Here is a 25,936-nt window from a genome sequence, read left to right on the forward strand (position 1 = left end):
CTCCTGCGCGTACCGCGCGTTCACGCCCGCACGGCATACACCTCGTGCAGTTCGGTGCCTGCCAGGTACGAGTCCTGGCGGGTGCGTGGGGTGAGGCCGTGGAGGTTGAGGAGCTCGCAGAATTCGGCGAGGCGACCGTCGCGGTCGTGGACTTCGGCGACGACGGAGCGGATGCGGGACCAGTCGGATTCGGTGATGCCGAGCAGGACGTCGAATTCGGCGCGTTCCACGTCGATCTTCAGCACCCCGATCTCGGCCGCCGGGTCCTGCTGAGCCAGGATCGCCGACACCGTGGTGACCTCCACATCGATCTGCTCGCCGTCGTGCAGTCCGCGAGTGATGAGGGTGATGGCGTCGTCGGGTAGGCCGCTGTTGCGCAGGAAGGTTTTCGTCGCGTCGTCGTCGGCTTCGCGATCGGCGTAGAGGCTCGAGTTCGCGGTGGCACGGGGGTACCACGTGAACGGCAGCACCCCGGGCGCCGCGCCCACCGCGACTTCGAGTGCGACTCCGCCGGGTACGTGCGCGGACATGTTTCGGTGCAGGCAGTCGTAGGTGGCGGGTGCGGGTTCGGCGGCGATCACCCGGACTCCGGGGTGCGTTTCGGCGAACATCATCGCGCTGAGGCCGATATTGGCGCCGATGTCGACGGCGAGGTCGCCGGACCGCAGGGTGGCGGCGGCCTGGCGGTAGTACCCGTCGGCGATCATCTCGTTCCAGAGCATGCGGGCCTCGGCGGGGCTGGTGCAGGTGACGGTGCGGCCGTCGTCGAGGCGCAGTTGCTGCTGAGTCATCAGTTCATGAATCCTTCGAGGATCGGGCCGATCACGGCCAGCGCGGACGGATGGGTCAGTTCGAGATGGCGGGCGTCGAGCACAGTGTTGTGGATGCGGCCGGTGATGTGCGGTTGCCACGTCTGCGCGATGGCATCGGTGTCGTCACGGTCTTTGCCCGCGGTGAAGAAGATCAGGTCACCGTCGAAGGTCCCCGGCCGGTAGTTGTCGGCGAGTTCGCCTGCGGTGGCGAAACTTTCCATCACCCGGTCGATCTGGTCGGCGCTGAACAAGCCGGTGCCGGTGATCTGATCGCGGACCACCTGCCAGGCCTGCTCGGTGGTGCTCGCGGTGACGGCGTCGCCGAGGTCGAACAGTTCCCGCCAGCCACCGAGCAGGTCGGCCATCAACTCGCCCGGAGCCGAGCCGGTCTCGGGGGTGATCGGTGGTGCGCCTGCCGCGCTGTCCATCATCGCCAGCAGTGCGACCTGTTCGCCGCGCTCCTGTAGTCGCGTCGCGACCGCGTGGGCGATCTCGCCACCCAGCGACCAGCCGAGCAGGTGGTACGGCCCACTGGGCTGGGTGCGGCGGATCTCGTCGACGTAGCGGTGCGCGAGCTCGGCTATCGAGGTGGCGACGGGTTCGTCGGCGACGACGTGCGGGTCCTGTAGGCCGAAGACCGGCCGGTCACCGCGCAGATGGCCGACGAGTCCGCCGTAGAACCAGGCCAGCCCGCCCGCCGGGTGGATCGCGAACAGCGGTGTGGCTTCACCGGTGGGGCGCAGGGGCAGCAGCACCTGCATACCGGAGTCGGCCTCGGACTCGTCGACCCGGCGGGCCAGCGCCCGCGGTGTCGCGTCGTCGAACATCCACGGCAGCTCGAGTGGGATGCCGCGGTTGTGGAGTTCGGCGACCGCCATGGTTGCCAGGAGCGAATTGCCGCCCAGGTCGAAGAAGCCGTCACCGGCGCCGACCCTTGGCACGTTCAGGGTGCTCGCGAAGACCTCGGCGATCGCGACCTCGGAAGGTGTTCGCGGCACGTGGTATTCGTCATCGGTGCGCTCGAAGTCGGGTGCGGGCAGGGCCTTTCGGTCGAGCTTGCCGTTGACTGTCACCGGCAGCTCGGACAGCACCACGATGGCCGAGGGCACCATGTACCCGGTGAGCAGTTCGGCGGCGGTGTCGCGCACCTGCGCCGGGTCGAGTTCGCCACCGTCGACGGGGACGACATAACCGATCAGCTGATCGACGTCCTTGGCGTGGCGGTGCACTGCGGCGGCCGCCTGGGCGACACCGGGATGGCCGAGCAGCGCCGACTCCACTTCGCCCAATTCGATACGGAAGCCACGCAATTGGATCTGCGCGTCGGCACGGCCGAGGTAGTCCAGTTCCAGTCCGTGCCCGCCACGACGCCAGCGGCCCAGGTCGCCGGTCCGATACAGGCGGCTGCCAGGCGCGCCGAACGGGTCGGCCACGAATCGGCCCGAGGTGAGCGCGCCGGCACCGTGATAGCCGCGCGAGAGTTGTCCGCCGCCGACGTAGAGGTCGCCCGCGACACCGACCGGGACCGGCCGCAACCGCCCGTCGAGCACGTAGACCGTCATGCCGGGTAGTGCGCGCCCGATGCCGCCGGTGCCCGCCTGATCGACCTCGGCGTAGCTGACGTGCACTGTGGTTTCGGTGATGCCGTACATGTTCACCAGGAGCGGTGTGCCCGCCGGATGCGCGAGGAACCACCCGGTCAGCCGGGCCGGGTCGAGCGCTTCACCGCCGAACACGACATAACGCAGGACGAGATCGTCGCCGCGGTGGCGGCGTTCGGCATCGACGAAACCATAGAACGCCGACGGGGTTTGGCTGAGCACGGTGACCCGTTCGCGTGCGACGAGGTCGACGAAGGCGTCCGGGGTGCGGGTGGTGTCGTAGTCGACGACCACCAGGCGTCCGCCCGAGAGCAGTGCGCCCCACATCTCCCACACCGCGAAATCGAAAGCGTAGGAATGGAACAGCGTCCACACGTCGTCGGGTCCGATATCGAATTTCTCGGCGGTGTTGGTGAGCAAGGTGACCACGTCGCGGTGGGTGACCGCGACACCCTTCGGCCGCCCGGTGGAGCCCGAGGTGTAGATCATGTAGGCGATGTTGTCCGGCAGCGCGGCGACGCCATGGCCGTTCTCGACGTCAACATCATCCACATAGACTGTCGGCCCGGCGAATTCGGGGACTTCCGATGCCATCGCCGCGTCGGTCAGCATGGCCACGGGTCGGGCGTCGTCGAGTACGAAGCGGAGCCGTTCGGCCGGATAGGCCACATCCAACGGCAGGTATCCGGCACCCGACATGACCACCGCCAGCAATCCGACCACCAGGTCGGCCGAACGCGGCAGCGCGACGGCGACCAAGGTCTCCGGCCCGGCACCGGACGCAATCAGTCGGGCGGCAACCGCCTTGGCCCGCAGAGCCAGTTCGCCGTAAGTCAGAACTGTCGCGCCATCGGTTACCGCGACCGCGTCCGGGGCGGCCTCGACCTGCCGGGTGAACAATCCCCCGATTGTTTCCTCGGGGACCTGCGCACCCGCCACACCGGCCGCCTCGAGCACCTCGTGGCGTTGCTGCGGTTCCATGAATTCGATGTCACCGACGACGGCCTGGGGATCGGCCGTGACGGCCTCCAGGATCCGCAGGTACCAGCGTGCGAACCGTTCCATCGACTCTTCGACGAAAAGGTCGGTGGCGTAAGTCAATCGGCCCAGGGTGCCCAGCGGATTGCCGTCGGCGTCGAACCGCTCGACCAGCTTCACATTGAGATCCGACTGCGCCTGTTCGACGTAGTCCTCGACCGGTTGCACCGTGATCCCGGGTAGTTCGAGGACCACCTGATCGAGATTCTGGTAGTCGATGGTCACCTGGTAGAGCGGCAGGTGCGCGGTCGATCGCGGCGGGTTCAGTGCCTCGACGACCTGTTCGAAGGAGACCTCCGCGTGCGCGAGAGCCGCGAGGTCGGCGGCCATGACATCGGCCAGCAGCGCGTCGAACGGCTTGTCGGCGGGGACCGCGGTCCGCAGGACGACGGTGTTGACGAACATGCCGATCAGGTCATCGAGTTCGCGTTCCCCGCGCCCGGACACCGGGGTGCCGACCGCGACATCGCTGGTGCCCGCCAGCCGGGCGAGCAGGACCGCCAGCGCGGCGTGAGCCACCATGAACGGCGTCGCACCGGCGGCCCGCGCGACCGCGCCGATCCGCTCCTGCAACCGTGGCTCGATGGTGAAGTCGACGATCCGACCGCGCATCGACGCGACCGGCGGACGGGGCAGATCGGTGGGCAGTTCGAGGAGTTCCGGCAGCCCGGCGAGAGCCTCACGCCAGTAGTCGAGCTGACGCGACAGCAGCGACTCGGGATCGTGCTCGTCACCGAGCAGATCACGTTGCCACAGTGCGTAATCGGGGTATTGGATCGTCAGCGGCGGCCATTCGGGCTCGCTCGCGCTGGTCACGGCGTGATAGGCGGCCGCGACGTCGCGGGCCAGGGGGATCATCGACAGGCCGTCGGCGCAGATGTGATGCACCGCGATCACCAGCATGTGATCGTCGGGGCCGAGTTCGAACAGTTCGGCCCGCACCGGCGGCGCCTCGGTGACCTGGAAGCTGGCCGACAGCACCGCCGCGGCGGCTTTCGGCAGCACCGATTCCTCTGTGTGGACCGGGACCAGGTCGGGTAGCACCTCGTCGGCGTCGACGACCACCTGCTGCGGAACACCGTCGACCACAGGGAATTTCGTGCGCAACGACTCGTGGCGGCTGATCACCATCGCGCACGCGGTGCGCAGCGCGCAGGTGTCCAGTTCGCCGGTCAGCCGGATCACCAGCGGCACGTTGTAGGCGCCGACGGACGCGTCGAGCTGGTTGAGGAACCACATGCGCTGCTGGGCCGGTGACAGTGGTACCGGACCGTTGCCGGTTCGCCTGGTCAGGACGGGGCGTTCGACCTGGTCGCGGCCGGTGACCCGAGCGGCGAGATCAGCCATCGTCGGATTGTCGAAGAGGTCGCGCAGTGCGACCCGGATGCCGAGTGCCGAGCTCAACCGTGCGGTCAATCTCGTCGCCGTCAGTGAATTGCCGCCGAGGTCGAAGAAGTTGTCGCGCATGCCGACTCGGGGCACGTCGAGGACTTCGGCACAGATATCGGCGACGAGTTGCTCGGTGGGATCGCTCGGTGCCAGGTACCCGGTGACGGCGAAGGCCGGTGTCGGCAGTGCGGCGCGGTCGAGTTTTCCGGTGGTGGTCAGTGGAAGCTGCTGCAGCACAACGCAGATGTCGGGAACCATATGGGCGGGGAGCCGGCGGCGGGCCGCTGCCCGAACCTGCTCGGGGTCGATCGTGTCGCCGAGGAGGTAGCCGACCAGGCGCTCGGTGCCGTTGTCGTCGGCCCGCAGCAGCGCCACCGCGTGGGTCACGGCGGGGTGCTCGGCGAGCACGGCCTCGATCTCGCCGAGTTCGATGCGCTGGCCACGGATCTTGACCTGGTGGTCGGTGCGCCCGACGTAGTCCAGGGTGTGGTCGGCGGTCCAACGCGCCCGGTCGCCCGTGCGGTACATGCGGGTGCCCGGGTCGTAGGGGTTGGCGAGGAAGTTCGCGGCGGTGGCGCCGGGGCGGCCGAGGTAGCCGCGCGCCAGCTGGATACCGCCGACATACAGTTCGCCGGTCACCCCGATGGGCACGGGGCGCAACTGCGAATCCAGCACCACCGCGGTGGTTCCGCGAATCGGACCGCCCAGCGTGATGGGTTCGGACGGGGTCAGCGGGTCGCTGATGGCGACCATGATCGTGGTCTCGGTGGGGCCGTAGCCGTTGAACAGTCGGCGGCCCGGTGCCCAGAGGGCGGCGAGTTCGGCTGGTACTGCCTCACCACCGGCGACCAGGACCGCCAGGCTGTCGAGCCCGTCGGGTGTCAAGGTCGCGAGCACGGTCGGGGTGAGGAAGGCGTGGGTGACGGCGTGGTGTCGGATGATGTCGGCCAACTCGGTGCCCGCGTAGGTATCGGGCGGCGAGACGACCAGCGTGGCACCGTGCGGGTGCGCCATCAGGACTTCGAGCATGACGGCGTCGAATCCTGGTGCGGCACACTGCAGCACCCGCGAATCCGGGGTGACGTCATATCGGTCCCGTTGCTCGCCAGCGAAATTCGCCAGTCCGGCCTGGGTGACTGCGACGCCCTTCGGGGTGCCGGTGGTGCCGGAGGTGTAGATGACGTAGGCGAGGTCGGTGTCGCGGACCGTCCGTCGCATCGCGTCGCCCGGCTGGTTCGCTATCTGCCGCACTGCTGCCGGTTCGTCGACGACAAGGCGTTCCCACTCCCCTTCCGGCACACCAGCACTCACGTCCGCGACGGTCAATACGACACGGGCATCGCTGTCGGACAGCATGACCGCCAGCCGCTCCCCTGGGTTACGCGGGTCGAGCAGCGCAGCGGCGGCGCCGACCTCGGCCAGCGCCCACAGGGTGGTGATCAGCGCGGTCGAGCGCGGCATGACCACGCCGACGGTGTCGCCGGTGTCGACGCCGTGCTCGATCAGCCAGTGCGCCAATCGATGTGCCCGTGTGTCCAATTCGGTGAAGCTCACCGTTTCGGACCCGCAGATCACCGCCGGACCGTCGGGCCGCTCGGTCACGCCGCGCCGCAACAGATCCGTCAACGCCTCGGGTGCCACCCGCTCCGCGCCCCTGGCCGGGACCAGCGCCGCGCGCTCCACGTCGGACAACAGGTCGACGGCACCGACACGCGCCGACGGGTCGGTGGCGATGGCGCGCAGGACGCGCTCGATCCGATCCGCCAGCCCGGTGGCAGTCACCGCGTCGACGCGGGCCGCCTGATAGCGCACACGAATGTGCAGGGTGTCGGTGTGGTGGGCCTGGACGGTGATCGGGTAGTGCGCGGCATCGGTGCCGACCACCTCCGTCACCCGCACACCGTCGATCTCGGCGTCGCCGAGCCCGCTGCTGTCCACCGGATAGGACTCGTAGGCCACCAGGGTGTCGAAGAGTTGCCCGCCACCGACAGCGGCCATGACGGCGGACAGTTCGATGTGGTGATGGTCGAGCAGCCGAGTCTTGTCGGCCTGCAACTGTTCCAGCGCGGCCACGATGGTCCGGTCGCCACGCACGTGGACGGGGACCGGCAGCGTATTGATGAACAACCCGATCATCGACTCCACGCCCGGCACCTCGGCCGGCCTGCCGGAGACGGTCTCGCCGAACACGACCCGGTCGCGACCGAGCTGGTTGGCCAGCACCGTCGCCCAGGCGAACTGCACGATGGTCGACATCGTGGCACCGCAGGTGCGGGCGAGTTCGGTCAGGGCGGTGGTGGTGGCGTCGTCGAGGTCGATGCTCAGGTCGGTCGGCACCTCGACGGTGGCCTCGCCGACGGTCTCGGCGATCAGCGTGGGTTCGGTGAAGCCCGCCATGGTGTCGCGCCAGATCCCGAGGCCGGCGGTGGTGTCGCGCTGGTCGAGCCAGCTCAGGTAGTCGCCGTAGGACGGCGCGGGCGGCAGCAGACCCGCGTCGGCGCCCGCCGCGTACAGCCCGACCAGGTCGCGCAGCAGCAGCGGTAGCGACCAGCCGTCGAGCAGCAGGTGGTGTGCGGTCAGAATCAGCCGGAATTCGGTGGGTGCGACGGCCGCGAGGACGAAACGCACCAGGGGCGGATCCGCGGGGTCGAACGCCGTCTCGCGTTCGGCCGTCAGGATTTCCGGCAGTGCCGACTCGGAAGCCTCGACGTGGCGCCAGTGCAGCGGTGGGTTCACCGGAACAACCTGTGCGACAACACCGTCGATCGTCCGGGTGAACGCGGCCCGCAGATTCGGATGCCGTCGCAGCAGGTCGGCTGCGGCCTGACGCAGGCGTGCCTCGTCGAGCGGACCGGTCAGGTTCATCTCGGATTGCGCGGTGTACACGTCGAGTTCGCCCGCCGCGAGTTCGGCGTGGAACAGCAGTCCCGCCTGCAACGGTGCCATCGGCCACACGGCCTCGATCGGTCCGTAGCGTTCGGTGAAGTTGTCCAGGTCCTGCTGGGTCAGTGCGACCAGCGGGGCGTCGGATGGCGACAGACCCCAGTCCTCTTCTCGTGCGGCGGCTTTCGCGATCTCCACCAAAGCTGACGTCCACTCGTCGATGAGTTCGCGGACGTCCTCACCGTCGAGAAGTCTTGCGGCGTACCCGATCTGCGCGGCGAGGGTTGGACCGGCGGGGGTGTCGATGATGCTGGTGTCGACGGTCAACGTGGCGGCTGCGGACATGTTCGGATCGAAGGAGCCCTGGTGGTCGAATTCCTCGTCGGCGGGAATCCAAGCGATCCCGGACAGTGCGGAGAGGTCGACGCCCGCCCGGCCGAGGTTGTTGAAACTGATCTGCGGTGCGGGCAGTGCGGCCAGTTGGTCGGCGGTCTCCGGGTTCAGGTAGCGCAGCATGCCGTAGCCGATGCCCTTGTCGGGCACGGCCCGCAGCTGTTCCTTGACGGACTTCACGGCCGCGCGCGGATCGGTGCCGTCGAGGTCGAGGTCGACCGGGTAAGCGCTGGTGAACCAGCCGACGGTGCGGGACAGGTCGGCGCCGGGTGCGAGTTGTTCTTCGCGGCCGTGGCTTTCGAGGAGAATGCGCGCACCGGAGTGGGTGATTCCGCGACGCGCACGCCAACGGCCGAGTGCCAGTGCAAGACTCGCGAGCAGAGCGTCGTCGGTGGTCGCATGTGCGGCTCGCGGCACCGCGCCGAGCAGCGCGGTCGTCAGGTCGACGGGCAACGTCACGGTCAGCCGTTCCACGGTGGCGTGCACGTCGACGGCGGGGTCGAGCGGTTCGCGCCCGAGCAGCGGCTCCGAGCGCGACCCCATCCGTTGCCACAGCGCGAGCTCGTCGGCCCGGCTGCCTGCGGCGGTCGACACGGCCGCCGCCCACCGGCGCATCGACGTGCCGACCTCGGGCAGTTCGACCGTTCGCCCTACGCTGACCTGCTGCCACGCGGCCACGAAGTCGGGGATCAGAATGCGCCAGGAGACACCGTCGACCACCAGGTGGTGGATCACGATCAGCGCGCGGCCCCGCGACACCACGCCGGGCTCCGGCAGCAGGCACACGACCTGCACCATGGCGGCGTCCGCCGGGTTCAGCGCGGCCGACGCTTCTTCCAGGGAATCCTCGATCAGTGACGTGAAACCCGCACTACCGGGGGCACTCTCAGCACCGAAGATACGCACCGACACCATTCGCTCGGCATCGACAGCGCCGCGCGGCAACGCCTCAAGATACGGGAACCCCGGCGCGCCCACTGCATCGTCGGCACCCACCGAATCCGCTGGCGGCGAAGCGAAGTCACCGAGTTCCTGCGACAACCCATCCAGGTCGTCGAGGTACGGTCGCGCCGGGAGGTCGCCCGCTGCGGACGATCCGGTCGCACCGAACCTCGCCCCGGGGGCCACATCGGGGCGCACGACCCGCGCACGCAGCATGTCGTGCCGATCCAGCACAGCCCGGACCGTGGCGATCACATCGGTCGGCCGTGCGTCGCCGGGCAACTCGACCAGCAGCGACTGCGCGAACCGGTCACCGGCCGGTCGGTCCAGGTACCAGGACACGATCGGTGTCCGAGCGACCGCCCCGATGCCACCGCCGGGCAGTTCGTCGAGAGAGACGCGCCCCGCCTCCTCCGCGACGACGGCCAGTCCGCGAACAGTCCGGTGCTGGAAGATGTCTCGTGCTGTCACGACCACACCGGCGGTCTTCAAACGCGAGGCCAGCTGGATCGACATGATCGAGTCGCCGCCCAGCGAGAAGAACGACTCATCGATGCCCACCGCGCCCACACCGAGCACCTCGGCGAAGACCCCCGCGATGGTCGCTTCCAGCTCCGTCGACGCGCCGCTCGGCGCCGAATCAGCTACCTCGGCAACAGGTTCGGGCAGTGCGCGCCGGTTCACCTTGCCGGTCGAGGACACCGGCATCTCGTCGATGACCGTGATCACCGCGGGCACCATGTGTTCGGGCAGCGCACCGGCGATCCGGTCGCGGATCGCGGCGGTGTCGATCGTCGCACCGTCGTCGGGCACGAGGTAGGCGGCCAGCATCGGTTGCCCGGCGTGACCGCGTCTGCTCACGGTGACCGCCGAGGCGACGTCCGGGCAGGCCACCAGCGCGGCGTCGATCTCGCCGAGTTCCACGCGCTGACCACGGATCTTGACCTGGAAGTCCGCGCGACCCACGTACTCGATGGTGTGCTCGGCACTCCATCGCACCAGGTCGCCAGTGCGGTACATCCGGGTGCCCGGGTTGCCGTAGGGATCGGCGACGAACGCACCCGCAGTCGGTCCCGGTCGATTCAGGTACCCGCGGGCCAGCGCATTGCCTGACAGATACAGCTCACCGACCACACCGACCGGCACCGGCCGCAACCGACTGTCGAGCACGGCGGCGTACACACCGCGGATCGGCGCGCCGATGGTGATGGGGTCGCCGGGCTGCAACTCGTCGCTGACGCTCACCGCGACCGTGGCCTCGGTGGGCCCGTACACATTGTGGAAGCGTCGTCCCGGCGCCCAGGCGGCGACGAGTTCGGCGGAGAGCGCCTCGCCGCCGACAGTCAGCATCCGGAGCGCGTCGAGGCCATCGGGACGCAGCGTCGCGAGCACGCTGGGTGTCAGGAACGCGTGCGAAACCTGATGCGTGCGAATGAGTTCGGTCAGTTGCGCACCGGCGAAGACGTCGGCGGGCGAAACGACCAGCGTGGCGCCCGCCGCATAGGTCATCAGCGATTCCATCATCACCGCGTCGAACGCCGGTGCGGCGACCTGCAGCACCCGCGAGTGCCGATCCACCTGGTAGTGCTGGTGCTTCTCCGCCGCGAACGCCGACAGCCCCGCGTGCGTGACGACAACACCCTTCGGCTTGCCGGTCGAGCCGGAGGTGTACACCAGGTAGGCGGCGTCGTCGAGGCGCGCCGAGGGGAAAGACAGTTCCGCGGTGGGCATTTCATCGAGCAACTGGTCGTTGTCGAGACACACCCAGTCGACCGTGTCCGGCAACGCCGAACGGGCCGCGCTCAGTGTCACGCCGAGCATGGTCCCGGAGTCCTCGACCATGTGGGCGAGCCGATCGGCGGGGTAGCGCAGATCCATCGGCATGAACGCGGCACCGGTTTTCGTGATCGCCCACAGTGCCACATGGAAGGCCACCGACCGTGGAACAGCCAGTGCGACAAAGGTTCCCGGCGCGGCACCGGCCTGCGACAACCGTGCTGCTAGCCGGTCGGATCGGCGGTCGAGTTCGCCGTAGGTCAGGGTTTCGTCGTCACCGATCAGGGCGGTCGCCACGGGGTCGGCGGCGGCGACGGCGAGCAGGGCGGGCAGTGTTTTCGGCACCACCGCGCTCTCGCGCCCGGCGGGGAGCAGGTGCGCGGCCTCGTCCGCGCTCAGCAGGTCGATGGCCTCGATCGTCGTGTCCGGCCGCACGGTGATCGCCTCGAGGACGCGCAGCAGGCGGTCGGCGAAGCGGGTCGCGGTGGCCTCGGTGAACAGGTCGGTGGCGTAGACGAGCTCGCCGTCGATACCCGCGCCGTCGGCACGTTCGTTCAGCAGGAACGTGAGATCCGTTTTGGCCTGTGCCACACCGGGATCGAGAACATCGACGCGTATGTCATCGAGGACGAAGCGCGTCGGGTCGGCATTACGGAAGCCGAGCATCACCTGATAGAGCGGCGAATACGCGGTCGAGCCCTGCCGATCGAGTACCTCGACCAGCCGCTCGAACGGGACGTCCGCATGCGCGAGCCCTTCCAGGTCCGTGCCGCGCACTTCCGCCAGGAACTCACGGAACGACAGTTGCTCCTCGACCCGCGTCCGCAAGACCACCGTGTTGACGAACATGCCGACCAGATCGTCGAGTTCGGGACGACCACGACCGCTCACGGGGGTGCCGATCGCGATGTCGTCGCTGTGCGCGGTGCGCGAGAGCAGGATCGCCAGCGCCGCGTGCAGGACCATGAACACCGAAACGCCTTCGCGGCGGGCGAGTTCGACGACGGCGTCGTGCAATCGCGGCTCGACGGCGAAGCCGACGCGGCCGCCATCCATGGTCAGCACCGCCGGGCGCGGGCGATCGGTCGGGAGTGCGAGCAGCTCGGGCGCGTCGGCGAGAATCCGCTGCCAGTAGGCGATTTGGCGGCCGGACATGGATGTGGGGTCGTCCTCGGCGCCGAGCAGCTCACGCTGCCAGACCGCGTAATCGGCATAGTCCACGGGCAGTGCGGGCCACATTGGTGTCGTACCTGTTCGACGAGATCGATAGGCGGCGAACACATCTCGGGCCAGCGGCGCCATCGACGCACCATCCGCGGCGATGTGGTGGACGACCAGGACCAATACGTGTTCCTCGGTGCCGGTGCGATAGAGCCGTGCGCGAACCGGTGTGCTCGTCGCGATATCGAAGCCCGCTTCCACCGTCTCGAGCAGGCGGTCTGCCAGCTGTGCCGGATCGTCGAGGGCGGCGAGTTCGATATCGGCGCCGACCGTGCTGTCCTGGACGAGCTGACGCGGTTGCCCGTCCACCGCGGGGTAGACGGTGCGCAGGGTTTCGTGGCGAGTGACCACATCGACCATCGCCGCTCGCAGCGCCGCCACGTCCAGTGGTCCGGTCAGTCTGGCCGCGAAGCCGATGTTGTAGGCACCGGAGGTGGGGTCGAGCTGGTTGAGGATCCAGATGCGCCGTTGCGCCGCCGCGAGGGGGATCTCGGCGAGGTCGGTGCGCCGCACGAGCGGCACGCCCGCGTAGCGATCACGCACGGCGATCCGCTCGGCCAGCGCGCCGACGGTGAGGGCTTCGAAGATGTCACGGACCCCGACGCGCACCTGGAGGGCGGCTTCGGCGCGAGCCGCGATCTGGGCGGCCGTGAGCGAGTTGACGCCGATGTCGAACAGGTCGGCCGCGACGCTGATCCGGTCGGCGCCGACGATCTCGGCGACGATCTTGGCCAGTACCGATTCCCGGTCGGTGCGTGGGGCGAGGAACTCGTCCGCGTCGTCGAAGTCCGGGCAAGGCAGCGCGGCACGGTCGAGTTTGCCGTTGGCGTTGAGCGGCAACGCGTCGACTACCACGACCGCGCCGGGAACCAGATAGGACGGCAGCAGCCGGGCAAGCTTGCGGCGGATCTCCGCTCCGTCGAGCGCAGCGCCCGACACCGGCGTGACGTAGCCGGTGATCCGGTCCTCGGTGACGACGGCGACCGCGCGGGCCACCGTGTCGATCGAGTGCATCGCGGCTTCGATATCGCCGGGTTCGACGCGCTGACCATGGTATTTGACCTGGAAGTCACTGCGGCCGAAGAACTCCAGTGCTCCTCCGGGCGTCCATCGAGCCAGGTCGCCGGTGCGGTAGAGCCGCTCCCCCGGCGCGCCGAACGGGTCGGCGAGGAAGACAGCACAGGTGAGGTCGGGGCGGTCCTGATAGCCACGGGCCAGCTGAACTCCCGACACATACAGGTCGCCCACCACACCGACGGGAACCGGCCGCAGGCGCGCGTTGAGAACATAGGTGGACATACCCGATACCGGATACCCGATCGGAACACTCTGTGGTGCAGCGGAATCCGAGGTACAGCGGTATGCCGTGACGACCTCGGCTTCGGCGGGGCCGTACCAGTTGACCACCTCCGCCTGGTCGAAAACCTGTCGGGCGCGTTCGGCGGTGCGCTGGGCCAGTGCCTCACCGGCCGGGAAGACATAGCGGACCGACGACAGTCGCGTCGTACCCGGGCGCTCGAGCAGCACGTCGAGCATCGACGGCACGAAATGCACCGTGCTCACTCGCTCGTTCGCGATGACCTCGGCCAGGTAGGCGGGATCGCGGTGGCCGCCGGGTTCGGCGACGACGATCTGCGCCCCGGTCTGCAACGGCCAGAACAACTCCCACACCGCGATGTCGAAGGTGATCGGTGTCTTGTGCAGCACTACGTCCGAGGCATCGTGCGGGAATTCGCGTTGAGCCCAGGCCAACTGGTGGGTGGTGGCGGCATGGGTGAGGGCGACGCCCTTCGGTGCACCGGTCGAGCCGGAGGTGAACAGGACGTAAGCGGTGTTGTCGGCGTGCAGCGGTGCGCGGCGTTCGTCATCGCCGATGGGGCCGGCGGGTTGTGTGGTCAGGTCCAGCTCGTCGAGCCGGATTCGGCGGACGTCATCGGGTAGGGACAGTTCGTCGCCCGTGGTGGTGACGACCAGCAGGGGGCGGGCTACTTCCAGGACGTGGGCCAGTCGCGCGGTCGGATGCTCGGGGTCGAGCGGGACGAAGGTCGCGCCGGACTTCACGACGGCGTAGACGGCGGTGATCAGGTCGATCGAGCGGTGAACAGCCACGGCCACCGTGGTTTCGGGGCCCGCGCCCTGGTCGATGAGGTGGCGGGCGAGGCGATTGACCGCTGCGTCGAACTCACGGTAGGTGAGGGTGCGGCCACCGGGGACGCGGACAGCGACAGCGTCCGGGGTGCGTGCCACCTGCTCGTCGAAGGCGTCGACGAGGGTGCGGTCCGGGCTCACCAGTGGCGCGTCCTGCGGGCGCAGCAGGCGGGTGCGGGTGTGTTCGTCGACGAGGTCGATCTCCCCGGCAACGGTGTGCGCGTCGGTGGTGACCGCATCGAGGACGCGCACGAACTGTTCGGTGAAGCGGCGTGCGGTGTCGTCGTCGAACAGGTCGGTGGCGTAGGTGAGGCGCAGGTTCGTGCCCGCGATCTCGTTGTTCGGGCCGCGATCCTCGGTGACCATGAGCAGCAGGTCGCAGATCGCGGCGTCGGCGCCGACATCGATGTTGCCGATATCGAGCCCGTCGAGCGCGAGCTGGGCGGGCGGCATGTTCTGGTAGGCGAGCATTACCTGGAACAGTGGCGAATGTGCCGTCGAGCGGGCGGGATTCAGCACTTCCACCAGCTGTTCGAACGGGACGGCGGCATGGTCGAACGCTTCGATATCGGTGCGCCTGGTCAGTTCGATCAGGTCGTCGAACCGCTGTCCGGGGCGCACGCGCGTGCGCAGGACGAGGGTGTTGACGAACATGCCGACGAGGCGGTCCAGTGACCGGTCGCCGCGGCCCGCGTACGGGATGCCGATGGCGATGTCGTCGCTGCCCGACAGCTGCGCGAGCAGGACGGCCAAGGCGGTGTGGACCACCATGAACGGGGTCACGCCGTGGCGACCGGCCAGTCGCGCCACCGCTTCGGCGATCTGCGCGGCGACCGCCGTGTGCACGGTCGCGCCGCGGTGGGACTGTTCGAGTGGGCGTGGGCGGTCGGTGGGCAGTGCGAGAACATCCGGGATCCCGGCGAGTTGGGTGCGCCAGTACAGCAGGTCGCGGCTCGGGGCGGAGTCGGGCGTGGCGAGCAGTTCGCGCTGCCACAGGGCGTAGTCCGCGAATTGCACTGGCAGCGGGGACCATTCGGGTGCCGCACCGGCGCGGCGGGCACGGTAGGCCTCGATGATGTCGGCGGCAAGGGGCGCCACCGAGTAGCCGTCGCAATTGATGTGATGTACCGACAGTGCCAGTGCGTGCGCCGTATCGGTGAGGCGGAACAGGGCCACCCGCAGCGGGGCTCCCACCGAGACGTCGAATCCGGTGCCGAAGAACTGGGTCAGCCGCGGAATCAAGTCGTCGGCCGACACCGAGTGCACGGCGAGATCCCAGGACGCGACCACTTCCTCGGCGGTCAGCACCACCTGTTCGGGGGTGCCGTCGTGGGCCGGATAGGTGGTGCGCAGGATCTCGTGCCGATCGACGACATCGCGCAGCGCGGCCGTCACCGCCTCGAGATCGAGTTCACCGTCGAGGCTGATCGACAGCGGCACAACATAACTCGCCGACTCGGGGTCGAGCTGGTTGAGCAACCACATCCGGCTCTGCGCGGGCGAGAGCGGAATCCGCCCGGGTCGCGGCCCCGCCACCGGGCCCGCGATATCGCCGCCGGCCCGCAAACGCTCGACCCACCGCGCCAGCTCCCCCACTGTCGGGGCTTCGAAGACGGCACGCACGGGGATCGTGACGCCGAGTACTTCGCCGATGCGGCTGAGCGCGCGGGTCGCGAGCAGCGAATTGCCGCCGAGGGTGAAGAAGTTGTCGTCGGCGCCGACCCACGGCGTGTGGACCAGGTCACCGATCACACCCGCGACGGTTTCCTCGACGATCCCGCTGGGTGCCCGGTAGCGGGTCACGCCTGCGTGGCTTTCCGGGGCGGGCAGAGCGCGATAGTCGATCTTGCCGTTGGGGGTGAGCGGGATCGATTCGAGCCGAATCACCTGGGCAGGGACCATATACGCGGGCAATCGACCCAGCAGGAACGTCCGCAGCGCATCGGCGTCGATCGCTTCGTCGCTGACTGCGTAGGCCACGATGATCGGCTCGGCCGCGACGGTGTGCACCCTGGCGATCGCGGCGCCGATCCGGTCGTGGGAGAGCAGGGCGGCTTCGATGTCGCCCAGTTCGACGCGCAGGCCGCGAATCTTCACCTGGGAATCACGGCGGCCGACGTAGCGAAGCAGGCCCGCGGAGTCCCAGCGGACCAGGTCACCGGTGCGGTAGAGACGAGCACCCGGCGCCGTGCCGAACGGGTCGGCCACGAAGGCCGCGGCCGTCAGATCAGGGCGGGCGTGGTAGCCGCGAGCGAGTTGGATTCCGCCGAGATACAGCTCACCCGTCACTCCGGCAGGCACGGGTCGCAGCCGCGAATCCAGGACGTGCGCAACGACATTCGCCTCGGGAGTGCCGATGGGCACGGCGGGTCCGTCGAACTCGCCGATCTCCCAGGCGGTGGCGCTGACCGCCGCTTCGGTCGGGCCGTACAGGTTGTCGATCCGTGCCTCGCTGACAGCACGGAACCGGCGGACCGTCGCGGCGTCCAGAGCTTCACCGATGCACAGCACTTGGCGCACGGTCGCCAGATCGTCCGGCGTCGCGAACTCGAGGAACGCCGACAGGAGCGAGGGTACGAAATCGACCACGGTCACCCGGTGGCCGGCGATGAGACGGGCTATCGCGGCGGGGTCGGCGTGATCGTCGGGACCGGCGACGACCAGCGTGGCTCCCGCGGTGAGGGCGGTGAACAACTCCCACACCGACAGGTCGAAGGTGAACGGGGTGCGCAGCACAAGCACGTCCGACGAGCCGACTTCGTAATGGCCGGTGAGCCAACGGAGTTGGTTGACGACAGCGTCGTGGGTGAGCGCGACGCCCTTGGGCACACCGGTCGAGCCGGACGTGAAGATCACGTACGCAAGGTCATCGGGGCGCAACGGACGGATGCGATCGGCGTCGGTGATCGGCGAGGTATCGATCGTGGCGGCAGTGAGGTCGGCCAGGCGCCACACCGTCGTCTCGGTCGGGATCTCGATGTCGTCTCGAATCAGCACAGCGTCCGGTCGCGCGGCGGTGAGCACGGCGCGCAGCCGGTCGGCCGGGTGGTCGGGGTCGAGCGGGAGGTAGGCGCCGCCTGCCGCATGGATGGCGTAGACAGTGGTGAGCAGGTCGACCGAACGGCGCATCGCCACTGCCACAACACTTCCCGGCCCGACTCCTCTGCCGATCAGCACGCGCGCCAGTGCGTTGACCTCAGCACCGAAGGCATCGTAGGTGAGTTCGGCACCGCTGACGGCGTCGACAACCGCGGTGAGCGTCGGTGTTGCCGCGACCTGCGCCGCGAACAGGTCGGCGATCGTCGCATCACCCGTCGGCGCTTCGGGACCGGTTTCGCGCTGCGCCAGTTCGTCGAGCTCACGCGGGCTGAGCAACGGCAGGTCACCCACCGGCACGCCGGGATCGGCGACGACACCGCGCAGGACGGCGACGAACCGCTCGAAGATCGGCGCGATCGTGGCTTCGTCGAACAGATCGGTCGCATAACCGAATTCGACCTGCATGTCGCCGGGGGTACCGTCCGCATCGATCGTGTCGACCAGGGTGAGATGCAGGTCGTACTTCGCCACGCCCGGTTCGACGAGTTCGGCCGCCACCGTGAGTCCGCCCAGACGCAGCGTCGGGATGTCGATGTTCTGGAACGAGAAGCCGACCTGGGTCAGCGGCTCGTGTGCGGTGCTGCGCGGCGGATTGAGCACCTCCACCAGCTGTTCGAACGGGATGGCGGCATTGTCGAACGCGCCGAGATCGCAGGCGCGGGCCCGGTCGAGCACCTCGGTGAACGGTGCCGCGGGATCGACCTGCACGCGCAGCACCAGCGTGTTGACGAACATGCCGATCAGCGGGTCGAGCGCGGGTTCGCCACGTCCGGCCACGGGCGTACCGACCGCGATGTCGCCGGTGCCCGACAGCCGCGCCAGCAGGACCGCGAACGCGGCATGGGTCACCATGAACAAGGTCGAGTCGTGGCGACGTGCGAGGGCGATGATGTCGCGGTGCAGGTCGGCGGGAATCGTGGCGGACACGCGCGCGCCCCGGTAGGACTGCTGGGCGGGTCGCGGGCGGTCGGTCGGCAGATCGAGTATCTGCGGCAGGTCGGCCAGCGCCGCGATCCAGTACCGGATCTGGTCGGCGGTCACGCTGCTCGAGTCGTCGTGCGTGCCGAGGTTTCGCCGTTGCCACAGCGTGTAGTCGGCATACTGGACCGGCAGGGGCGCGAAGGCGGGCAGCTCGCCTGCCATCCGGGCGCGGTAGGCCACGGCCAGGTCCGCGGCCAACGGGGCGAGCGAGGACCCGTCGATGGCGATGTGGTGCACCGTGAGCACCACGGTCCATTCCTCGGCCGCGCTGCGCAGCAACGTGATTCGCAACGGTAGTTCCGCGCTCACGTCGAAGCCGACGGCGGTCTCGCGCGCGATCCGATCGGCTACCTCGGTCTCGGCGACCTCTACGCAGGTGAGCTGTGGCGCCGAGCCCAACGGCAGGATCTCCTGCCACGGTCCGCTGTCGCTGTCCGGGTATCGGGTGCGCAGTGTCTCGTGCCTGTCGATCACATCGGCGAACGCTGACCGAAGCACGTCGACGTCGAGTGGTCCGGATATGCGCACGACGACGGGCACGTTGTACACCGCTGACGCGGTGTCGAACTGGTTGAGGAACCACATGCGGGTCTGCGCGGGCGAGAGCGGGATCCGATCCGGCCGCTCCTGCGGAACCAGTCGGCGATGGGCATGACCCGAATCACCCTGCGGTCCAACAGCATCCAACTCCCGAGCGAGCGCGTCGACAGTCGGTGTCTCGAACAGCGCGCGGACCGCGATATCGGTGCCGAGCACGTCGGACAGTCGTGCGGCGACCTTCGTCGCGCTGAGTGAATTGCCGCCCAGATCGAAGAAGTTGTCGAGTGCGCTCACCTGCGATGCGCCGAGCACATCGCGATAGACGTCGGCGACGAGGTGTTCGGTGGGCGTGCGCGGCGCGATGTCGACGGCCGCGCGCGGGAACACCGGCTCGGGCAGCACACCCCGGTCGAGCTTGCCGCTGGCGGTCAGTGGGATCCGGTCGAGCACCACGCACACATCGGGCACCATGTGCGCGGGCAGCCGGTGGCGGGCGTCGGCGCGGACCCGCTCGGCGTCGACATCCGTACCGACCAGATAGCCGACGAGTCGGTCAGTGCCCTCGCTGCGGCGGATCACGACGACGGCATGGCTCACGGCGGGATCCTGCGCGAGTACCGTCTCGATTTCGCCGAGTTCGGTGCGCTGGCCACGGATCTTCACCTGATGGTCGGCGCGACCCAGGTACTGGAGCGTGTGCTCCGAGGTCCATCGGACCAGGTCGCCGGTGCGGTACATGCGGGTGCCGTCGCCGCACGGGTCGGCGAGGAAGCTCGTCGCGGTCGCGGTGGGCCTGCCGAGGTAGCCGCGCGCCAATTGCACACCGCCGATGTAGAGTTCGCCCGCCGCGCCGACCGGAACCGGCCGCAGCCGGGCGTCGAGCACCTGCGCCGAGATGCCGCGGATGGGACCGCCGATGGTGATCGGGCCGTGCGCGGGCACCGGGTCGCTGATGGCGACCATGATCGTTGTCTCGGTGGGGCCGTAGCCGTTGAACAGCCGCCTCCCCGGCGCCCAGATCGCGCTGAGCTCCGGTGTGAGGGCCTCGCCACCGGAGACCAGCACCTGCAGGCATTCGAGGTTCTCCGGTGACATCGAAGCCAGGACGCTCGGTGTCAGGAAGGCATGGGTAACCCCTTGTGTCCGAACGAGTTCCGCGAGTTCGGTGCCCGCGTAGACATCGGGCGGGGACACGATCAGTGCCGCGCCGCCGGGGTGGGCGAGCAGAATTTCCAGCATCACCGCGTCGAATCCCGGCCCCGCGGCCTGCAGCACGCGCACGGAGGGCGACACGTCGTAGCGATCCTGCTGTTCGGCGGCGAAGTTCGCGAGCCCCTGGTTGGTGACCTCGACGCCCTTCGGGACACCGGTAGTGCCGGACGTGTAGATCACGTATGCCACGTCGCCGGGGTGCACCGGCCTGCCACGGTCGGCGTCGGTGACCGGCGCGGGCGAGTACCCGGCGGTGATGCTGCGCGAGACGGGGTCGGCGACCACCAGCAGCGACCACGGCCCCTCGGGGGCCGCGCCTTCCACCTCGGCGCTGGTCAGAACAACCCTCGGTGAGCTGTCGGCCAGCATCGAACGGACGCGATCGCGCGGGTTGCGCGGGTCGATCAGCACCAGGGCGGCACCTGTTTTGGCGACGGCCCACACCGCCACCACGAAATCGGCCGAGCGCGGCAGGACCATCGCCACCACTTCGCCGGGTCGGGCACCCTCGTCGAGCAGCCGCCGGGCGAACCGGTTCGACATCGCATCCAGCTCCGCGAAGTCCATGTGCGCCGCGCCGGTGACGACAGCCGGTCCGTGCGGTGAGATCGCCACACCACGGGCCAGCAGATCCGCCAGTGCGGTACCGGGCACCGCGTCCGCGCCCCGAACAGGGTGCAGCGCAGCACGTTCGGCGGTGGACAGCAATTCCACGTCGCCGACCGGCACCGACGGATCCGCCACCATGGCGTCGAGGATCCGGCGCAGTCGGTCTGCCATGTTCTCGACCGTCGCGGGGTCGAACAGGTCGGTCGCGTAGTTGAGGCGCAGCGCGACGTCACCGGTGTCGGGGGCATTCGCACCGACCGTGACGACGAGGTCCACCTTCGCGGGCTCGGCACCCGGATCGAGGACATCCACCGTGAGATCGGGCAGGGTCAGGCTGGGCAGCTCGGTGTTGTCGAACGCCAGGTACACCTGGCATACCGGCGCGAAGGCAGCGGATCGCTGCGGGTCGAGCTCTTCCACGACCCGGTCGTAGGGCAGGTCGCCGTGGGCGAAGGCGTCGATGTCGATGTCCTTGACGCGTTCGAGGAAAGCCGTGAACGATTCGCCGCCGCGCACCGACGTGCGCAGCGCCACGGTGTTGACGAACATGCCGACCAGCGGCGCGAGGTCCGGCTCGCCGCGACCGGCCAGCGGGGCGCCGATCACGATGTCGCCGGTGCCGGACAACCGGGCGAGCAGTACGGCGAGGGCGGCGTGCACGACCATGAACGGGGTGACGTCGGCGGCACGGGCGAGTCGTTCGATGTCGGCGTAGGTGTGCGCGGGCAGCCGCGTGTCGACGACCGCACCGCGCATCGAACGACGGGCGGGGCGTGGCCGGTCGGTGGGCAACTCCAACACGGTGGGGATATCAGCCAATTGGGTTGTCCAGTAGTGCAATTGGTCGGCTGCGAGGGAGTCTGGATCCGCTTCGTCGCCGAGCAGGCGGCGGTGCCAGTCGGCGTAGTCGGCATACTGCACCCGAAGGGGTCGCTGATCCGGTGCGGTGTCCTGCACCCGTGCGGCGTAGGCGGTGGCGAAGTCGACAGCCAGTGGGGCCAAAGACACACCGTCGCAGCAGATGTGGTGCAGCACCAGGACCAGGACGTGGCTGTCGGGACCGGTGGTGAGCACAGCCGCGCGCAACGGAGGCCGAGCGCAGACATCGAAACCCTCGGCGGTCAGTTCGCGGATCCGGTCGTCGAGCCGGTCCGACTCGACTCGCTCTGGGGTACACGGGAATTCCGCCATGGTCGCCTCCGCCGACCAGACGTCCTGCGTGCCCTGATCGTCACGAGCGGGGTAGCGGGTCCGAAGTGATTCGTGGCGGTCGAGCACGTCACCGAGTGCCGTGCGCAGTGCGACCGCGTCGAGCCGGCCGGTCAGCCGCAGGACCAAGGGGATGTTGTAGGCGGCCGATTCGGGGTCGACGCGGTTGATCAACCACATCCGATGCTGCGCGGGCGCCAACGGCAGCAGGTCGTCCCGGGACACCGGCGTCAGCGCGGGCCTCGCCCGGCGCCGTGCCCGACCGACACACTCGGCGAACCCGGCCACCGTCGGATCGGCGAACAGATCACGTACCGACAGTTCACATTCGGTGATATCGGCGACCCGGACAACAGCGCCCGCCGCGGTGAGCGAGTTGCCGCCCACCTCGAAGAAGCTGTCGAACGCGCCGACGCAATCCAGGCCGAGTACCTCGGCGAAGACCCGCGCGACGATCTCCTCGGACTCCGACCTCGGCGCGACGTAGAGCGCCGAGGACCCCGCTGACGGTTCGGGGAGCGCGCGCAGGTCGAGCTTGCCGTTGACCGTGAGCGGCAGCGCGTCCACGACCATCACGACACTCGGGATCATGTACTCCGGCAGCAGCGAACCAGCCTGTGCGACAACGGCATCGACATCGCAATCGGCGCCCGCCGCGACGACATAGCCCACCAGGCGCGCCGCGTCGGTGTCGGCGCCATGGAGCACCACCGCGGCAGCGGCCACCGTCGGATGGGCCAGCAGCGCGGCACGAACCTCGTCGAGTTCGATGCGGTACCCGCGCAACTGGATCTGTTGATCGGCCCTGCCTCGGTACTCGAGGTCGCCGTCGTGGTTGCGGCGGGCCACATCCCCGCTTCGATACATCCGCTCCCCCGGCGCACCCCACGGATCGGCGACGAATCGACCCGCGCTCAGCGCAGGTTGACCCAGGTAGCCGCGAGCCAATTGCCCTCCCGCGACATAGATTTCGCCCCACGCACCCACCGGTGCCTGCCGCAGGCGGCGATCCAGCACGTAGGTGCGCAGGCCCGGCAGCGCGGTGCCGATCACACTGGGCGCACCGGGCACCGCCAGGTCGGGGGTCATGTCGGCGCGGGTGACGAACACGGTGGTCTCGGTGATGCCGTAGCTGTTGACGATGACCGGACCGTCCGGGGTGTCCTCGTACCACGGCGCCAACGCCGCCGGATCCAAGCCCTCACCGGACAACACGACCAGTCGCAGCTTCCCGTCGGGCGAACCCGCCGCCGGATACCTCCGGCGTGCCGCGGCGAATTGATAGAACGCAGAAGGGGTGTGGCTGAACACGGTGACGCCTTCACGCACGGTCAACCGCACCAGCTCGTCAGGAGCGCGGGCGGTCAAGGGATCGACGACCACGATGCGTCCGCCGGTGACGAGTGGTCCGAAGACCTCCCAGATCGAGTAGTCGAAGGCCACCGAATGCAACCAGGTCCACACGTCGTCGGCCTGAATATCGAGGGCAGCAACAGCATTCGCCAGGTACGTGACAACGGCACGGTGGCTGATCACCACGCCCTTCGGCCGTCCCGTGGAGCCCGAGGTGAAGATGACGTACGCGGCGTCGTCGGGACGCAGCGGTGCGGTGCGCTCGTCATCGGTGATCGGGTCCGTCGCGCCGTCGAGGTCGTCGCCTGGCGCGAGAACCAGCATATCGGAGCCGAGCGTCAGCGCGGCGTCCTCGACGATGACGACCGCCGGATCGGCCTGACCGACAACGTATTCCAGTCGCTCCGGCGGATGGGTGATATCGAGGGGCAGGTACGCGGCCCCGGATTTCAGCACCGCGAGCATCGCGACGATCAGCTGGGTGCCGCGCGGCAGCGCGATCGCCACGAGCGCACCCGGGCCGGCGCCACGGCCGATCAATCGCCGGGCGAGCCGAGTGGACCGCTCGTCAACGTCGCGATAGGTGATCGTCTCACCCGCGGCGGTGACAGCAGGCGCGAGCGGTGTCGAATCGGCCTGTCGTGCCAGCGAATCCACCAGGGTCTCGACCGGTGCGACACCCTCGACACCCGCCGACTCGTCGACGATGCCGCGCTCCTGTGCCGCCGAGATCAGCGGTAGTTCCACCACCCGCTGGTCGGCCTCGGCCACGATGAAGCGGTGCAGGAAGTCGATGAACCGGTCGGCGTGCGCGTCGATATCGCTGCGGCTGTACAGGTTTTCGTTGCCGTGCAACTCGATGAGCAGCGGCGCGTCCGGGCCCGTCCGGTACAAATTGACCTGCAGGTCCTCGAGCGCGCCCGAGGTCAGCGCGTGGTAGCGGCCGGTCGCGTCGCCCAGGCGGATCGCGGAGTCGAAGAACAAGATGTTGAGCACGGGCCCGAAAGTGTTGGCGGAGTTGTCGATCGCGGCCGACTCACGGCGCAGATCCTCGAAGCGGTAACGCTGATGACGCAGCGCCGAGACCAGCTCACTGATCGAGGCCTGAACCAGCTGCCCCACCGTGGTGGCATCGTCGACCGCGAAACGGATCGGCACCATATTCGCCAGCATCGCCGCGGCATTGCGCAGTTTCACGGTGACCCGGGCGCTCATCGGCACCGAAAGCACCACCTCGTCGGCGCCGGTCATCCGCGTGAAGAAGGCCGCGAACGCCGCCACCACGACCTGTGCGGCCGACGCGTCGAGCTCGGCCGAGCGGCGATCGAGCAGCGCGCACACCGGCGCCGGAAGTTCGCGCGCCGCAACCTCGTCCACGGTTCCCGCCCGCGCCGAACGGCCCGAAAGACCGGCGGGTGCGGGCAGATCGGCAACCTTGTCCAGCCAGTACCGGCGATCGGACTCGAACCGCGAACCCTCCCGGTAGTTCTGCTCCTCCGCGGCGATGTCACGCAGGTGCGCGGCTACCAACCGAGCCGGCGGACGCCCTTCCGACAGTGCGTTGTAGTGCTCGGCGACCCGGTTCACCACATTGAACGCGCCGTACCCGTCGATGATCAGGTGATGGGCGCGCGCGTACCACAGGTGCAGGTCGTCGGCGATCATGATCAGCCGCGAGACCGCCAGTTGATGCTGCGTGATGTCGACCCGGCGCGTGTAGTCGGCGCGCATCCAGTCCAGCGCCGCCGCCATCGGATCGGGGTGCGTACCGAAATCGAGCACGAGCTCGTTGAAGGTGATGTCGCGGTCGACGACCTGGTACGGACGCCCTTCCACCTCGACCACCCGCACCATCAACGACTCGGTCTCCTCGACCGCTTCGTGCACCGCCCGGTTGAACAGGGCCACGTCGAGCGGGCCCTCGATCTCGACGTACTGCGCAATATTGGTCGCCGGTCCGCTGTGCGCACTATCCGCGAACCACATGCCGTATTGCGCGGACGAAAGCGGGATCAGATCCCGATTACCGGCACAGCTTTCGACAGACTCCATGATTACCCGACCCCTCGCATGGCTTTCGACTCCACCAGTACCACATCCGCTGAATGCGGGCCCATTACTGCCGTACAGCCATACGTATTCCCCTTGTCGTTTTTCAGGGCCGAAATCGGCATCGGTAGACACCGATTCGAGGGCCCGCGACGTGCGGTACCCAGTCGGCTCTGACCCGAAACCTCCCACCGACATTAGCCTGACAGCAAACAGCTGGCATACGATTTTCAGGGAACGCCCTAGTAACAATTCAAATCAGGTCAACCGCGAATTCAGACATTCCACACGAACCTGATATTTTGCAGACAGTGCAGGTTGATGACTCAACCAGGCCTCGGTGCATCCGCTTCGGCGCGACCGAACCACTCCATCAACCTTCGGTCATGCCGTCCAGAACTGCAGACTCCCCGCGTGCAATGACAATTCGGCAATCTTTCGGCATGAACTGATCAAACGACCTAACCGACGAGAACTCGCCGATGTCGACAATCGACACTTGACGAAATGCCGAGATCGATCCGGTGAGTGGGATTCGTGCTGATCATTCCGATGTCGCGCGTGTCGCTCGGGCAGATATCCGAGCCATTTCCCGCCAATTCTCGGGGCTTGACTAATTCACTGGACACACTTATCGGTCGAACAATACTGGACATCGCTGATAAGCGATTGAACGAGACG

2 protein-coding genes are annotated in these 25,936 nt (G+C 68.4%); both read right to left on the reverse strand.

Annotation, left to right across the window (positions count from 1 at the left end; all coding sequences use genetic code 11):
• Positions 1 to 20 precede the first annotated feature (20 nt).
• Positions 21 to 791: an FkbM family methyltransferase gene (locus ACFWUP_RS01375; protein ID WP_379229667.1), complete on the reverse strand. Its 771-nt coding sequence runs from the start codon at positions 789 to 791 to the stop codon at positions 21 to 23.
• A complete protein-coding gene (locus tag ACFWUP_RS01380; RefSeq protein ID WP_379229668.1) occupies positions 791 to 25,258 on the reverse strand; it encodes a non-ribosomal peptide synthase/polyketide synthase in 24,468 nt (8,155 codons plus the stop codon). The genes ACFWUP_RS01375 and ACFWUP_RS01380 overlap by 1 nt, the downstream gene beginning before the upstream one ends.
• Positions 25,259 to 25,936: the final 678 nt, after the last annotated feature.

This window comes from Nocardia sp. NPDC058658 (assembly GCF_042716665.1).
In the GTDB taxonomy this organism is placed as follows: Bacteria; Actinomycetota; Actinomycetes; order Mycobacteriales; family Mycobacteriaceae; genus Nocardia.

Excerpts from the sequence above, each read along its gene's own strand:
- ACFWUP_RS01375 (WP_379229667.1), bottom strand. The coding sequence starts at position 791 with ATGACTCAGCAGCAACTGCGCCTCGACGACGGCCGCACCGTCACCTGC.
- ACFWUP_RS01380 (WP_379229668.1), bottom strand. The coding sequence starts at position 25,258 with ATGGAGTCTGTCGAAAGCTGTGCCGGTAATCGGGATCTGATCCCGCTT.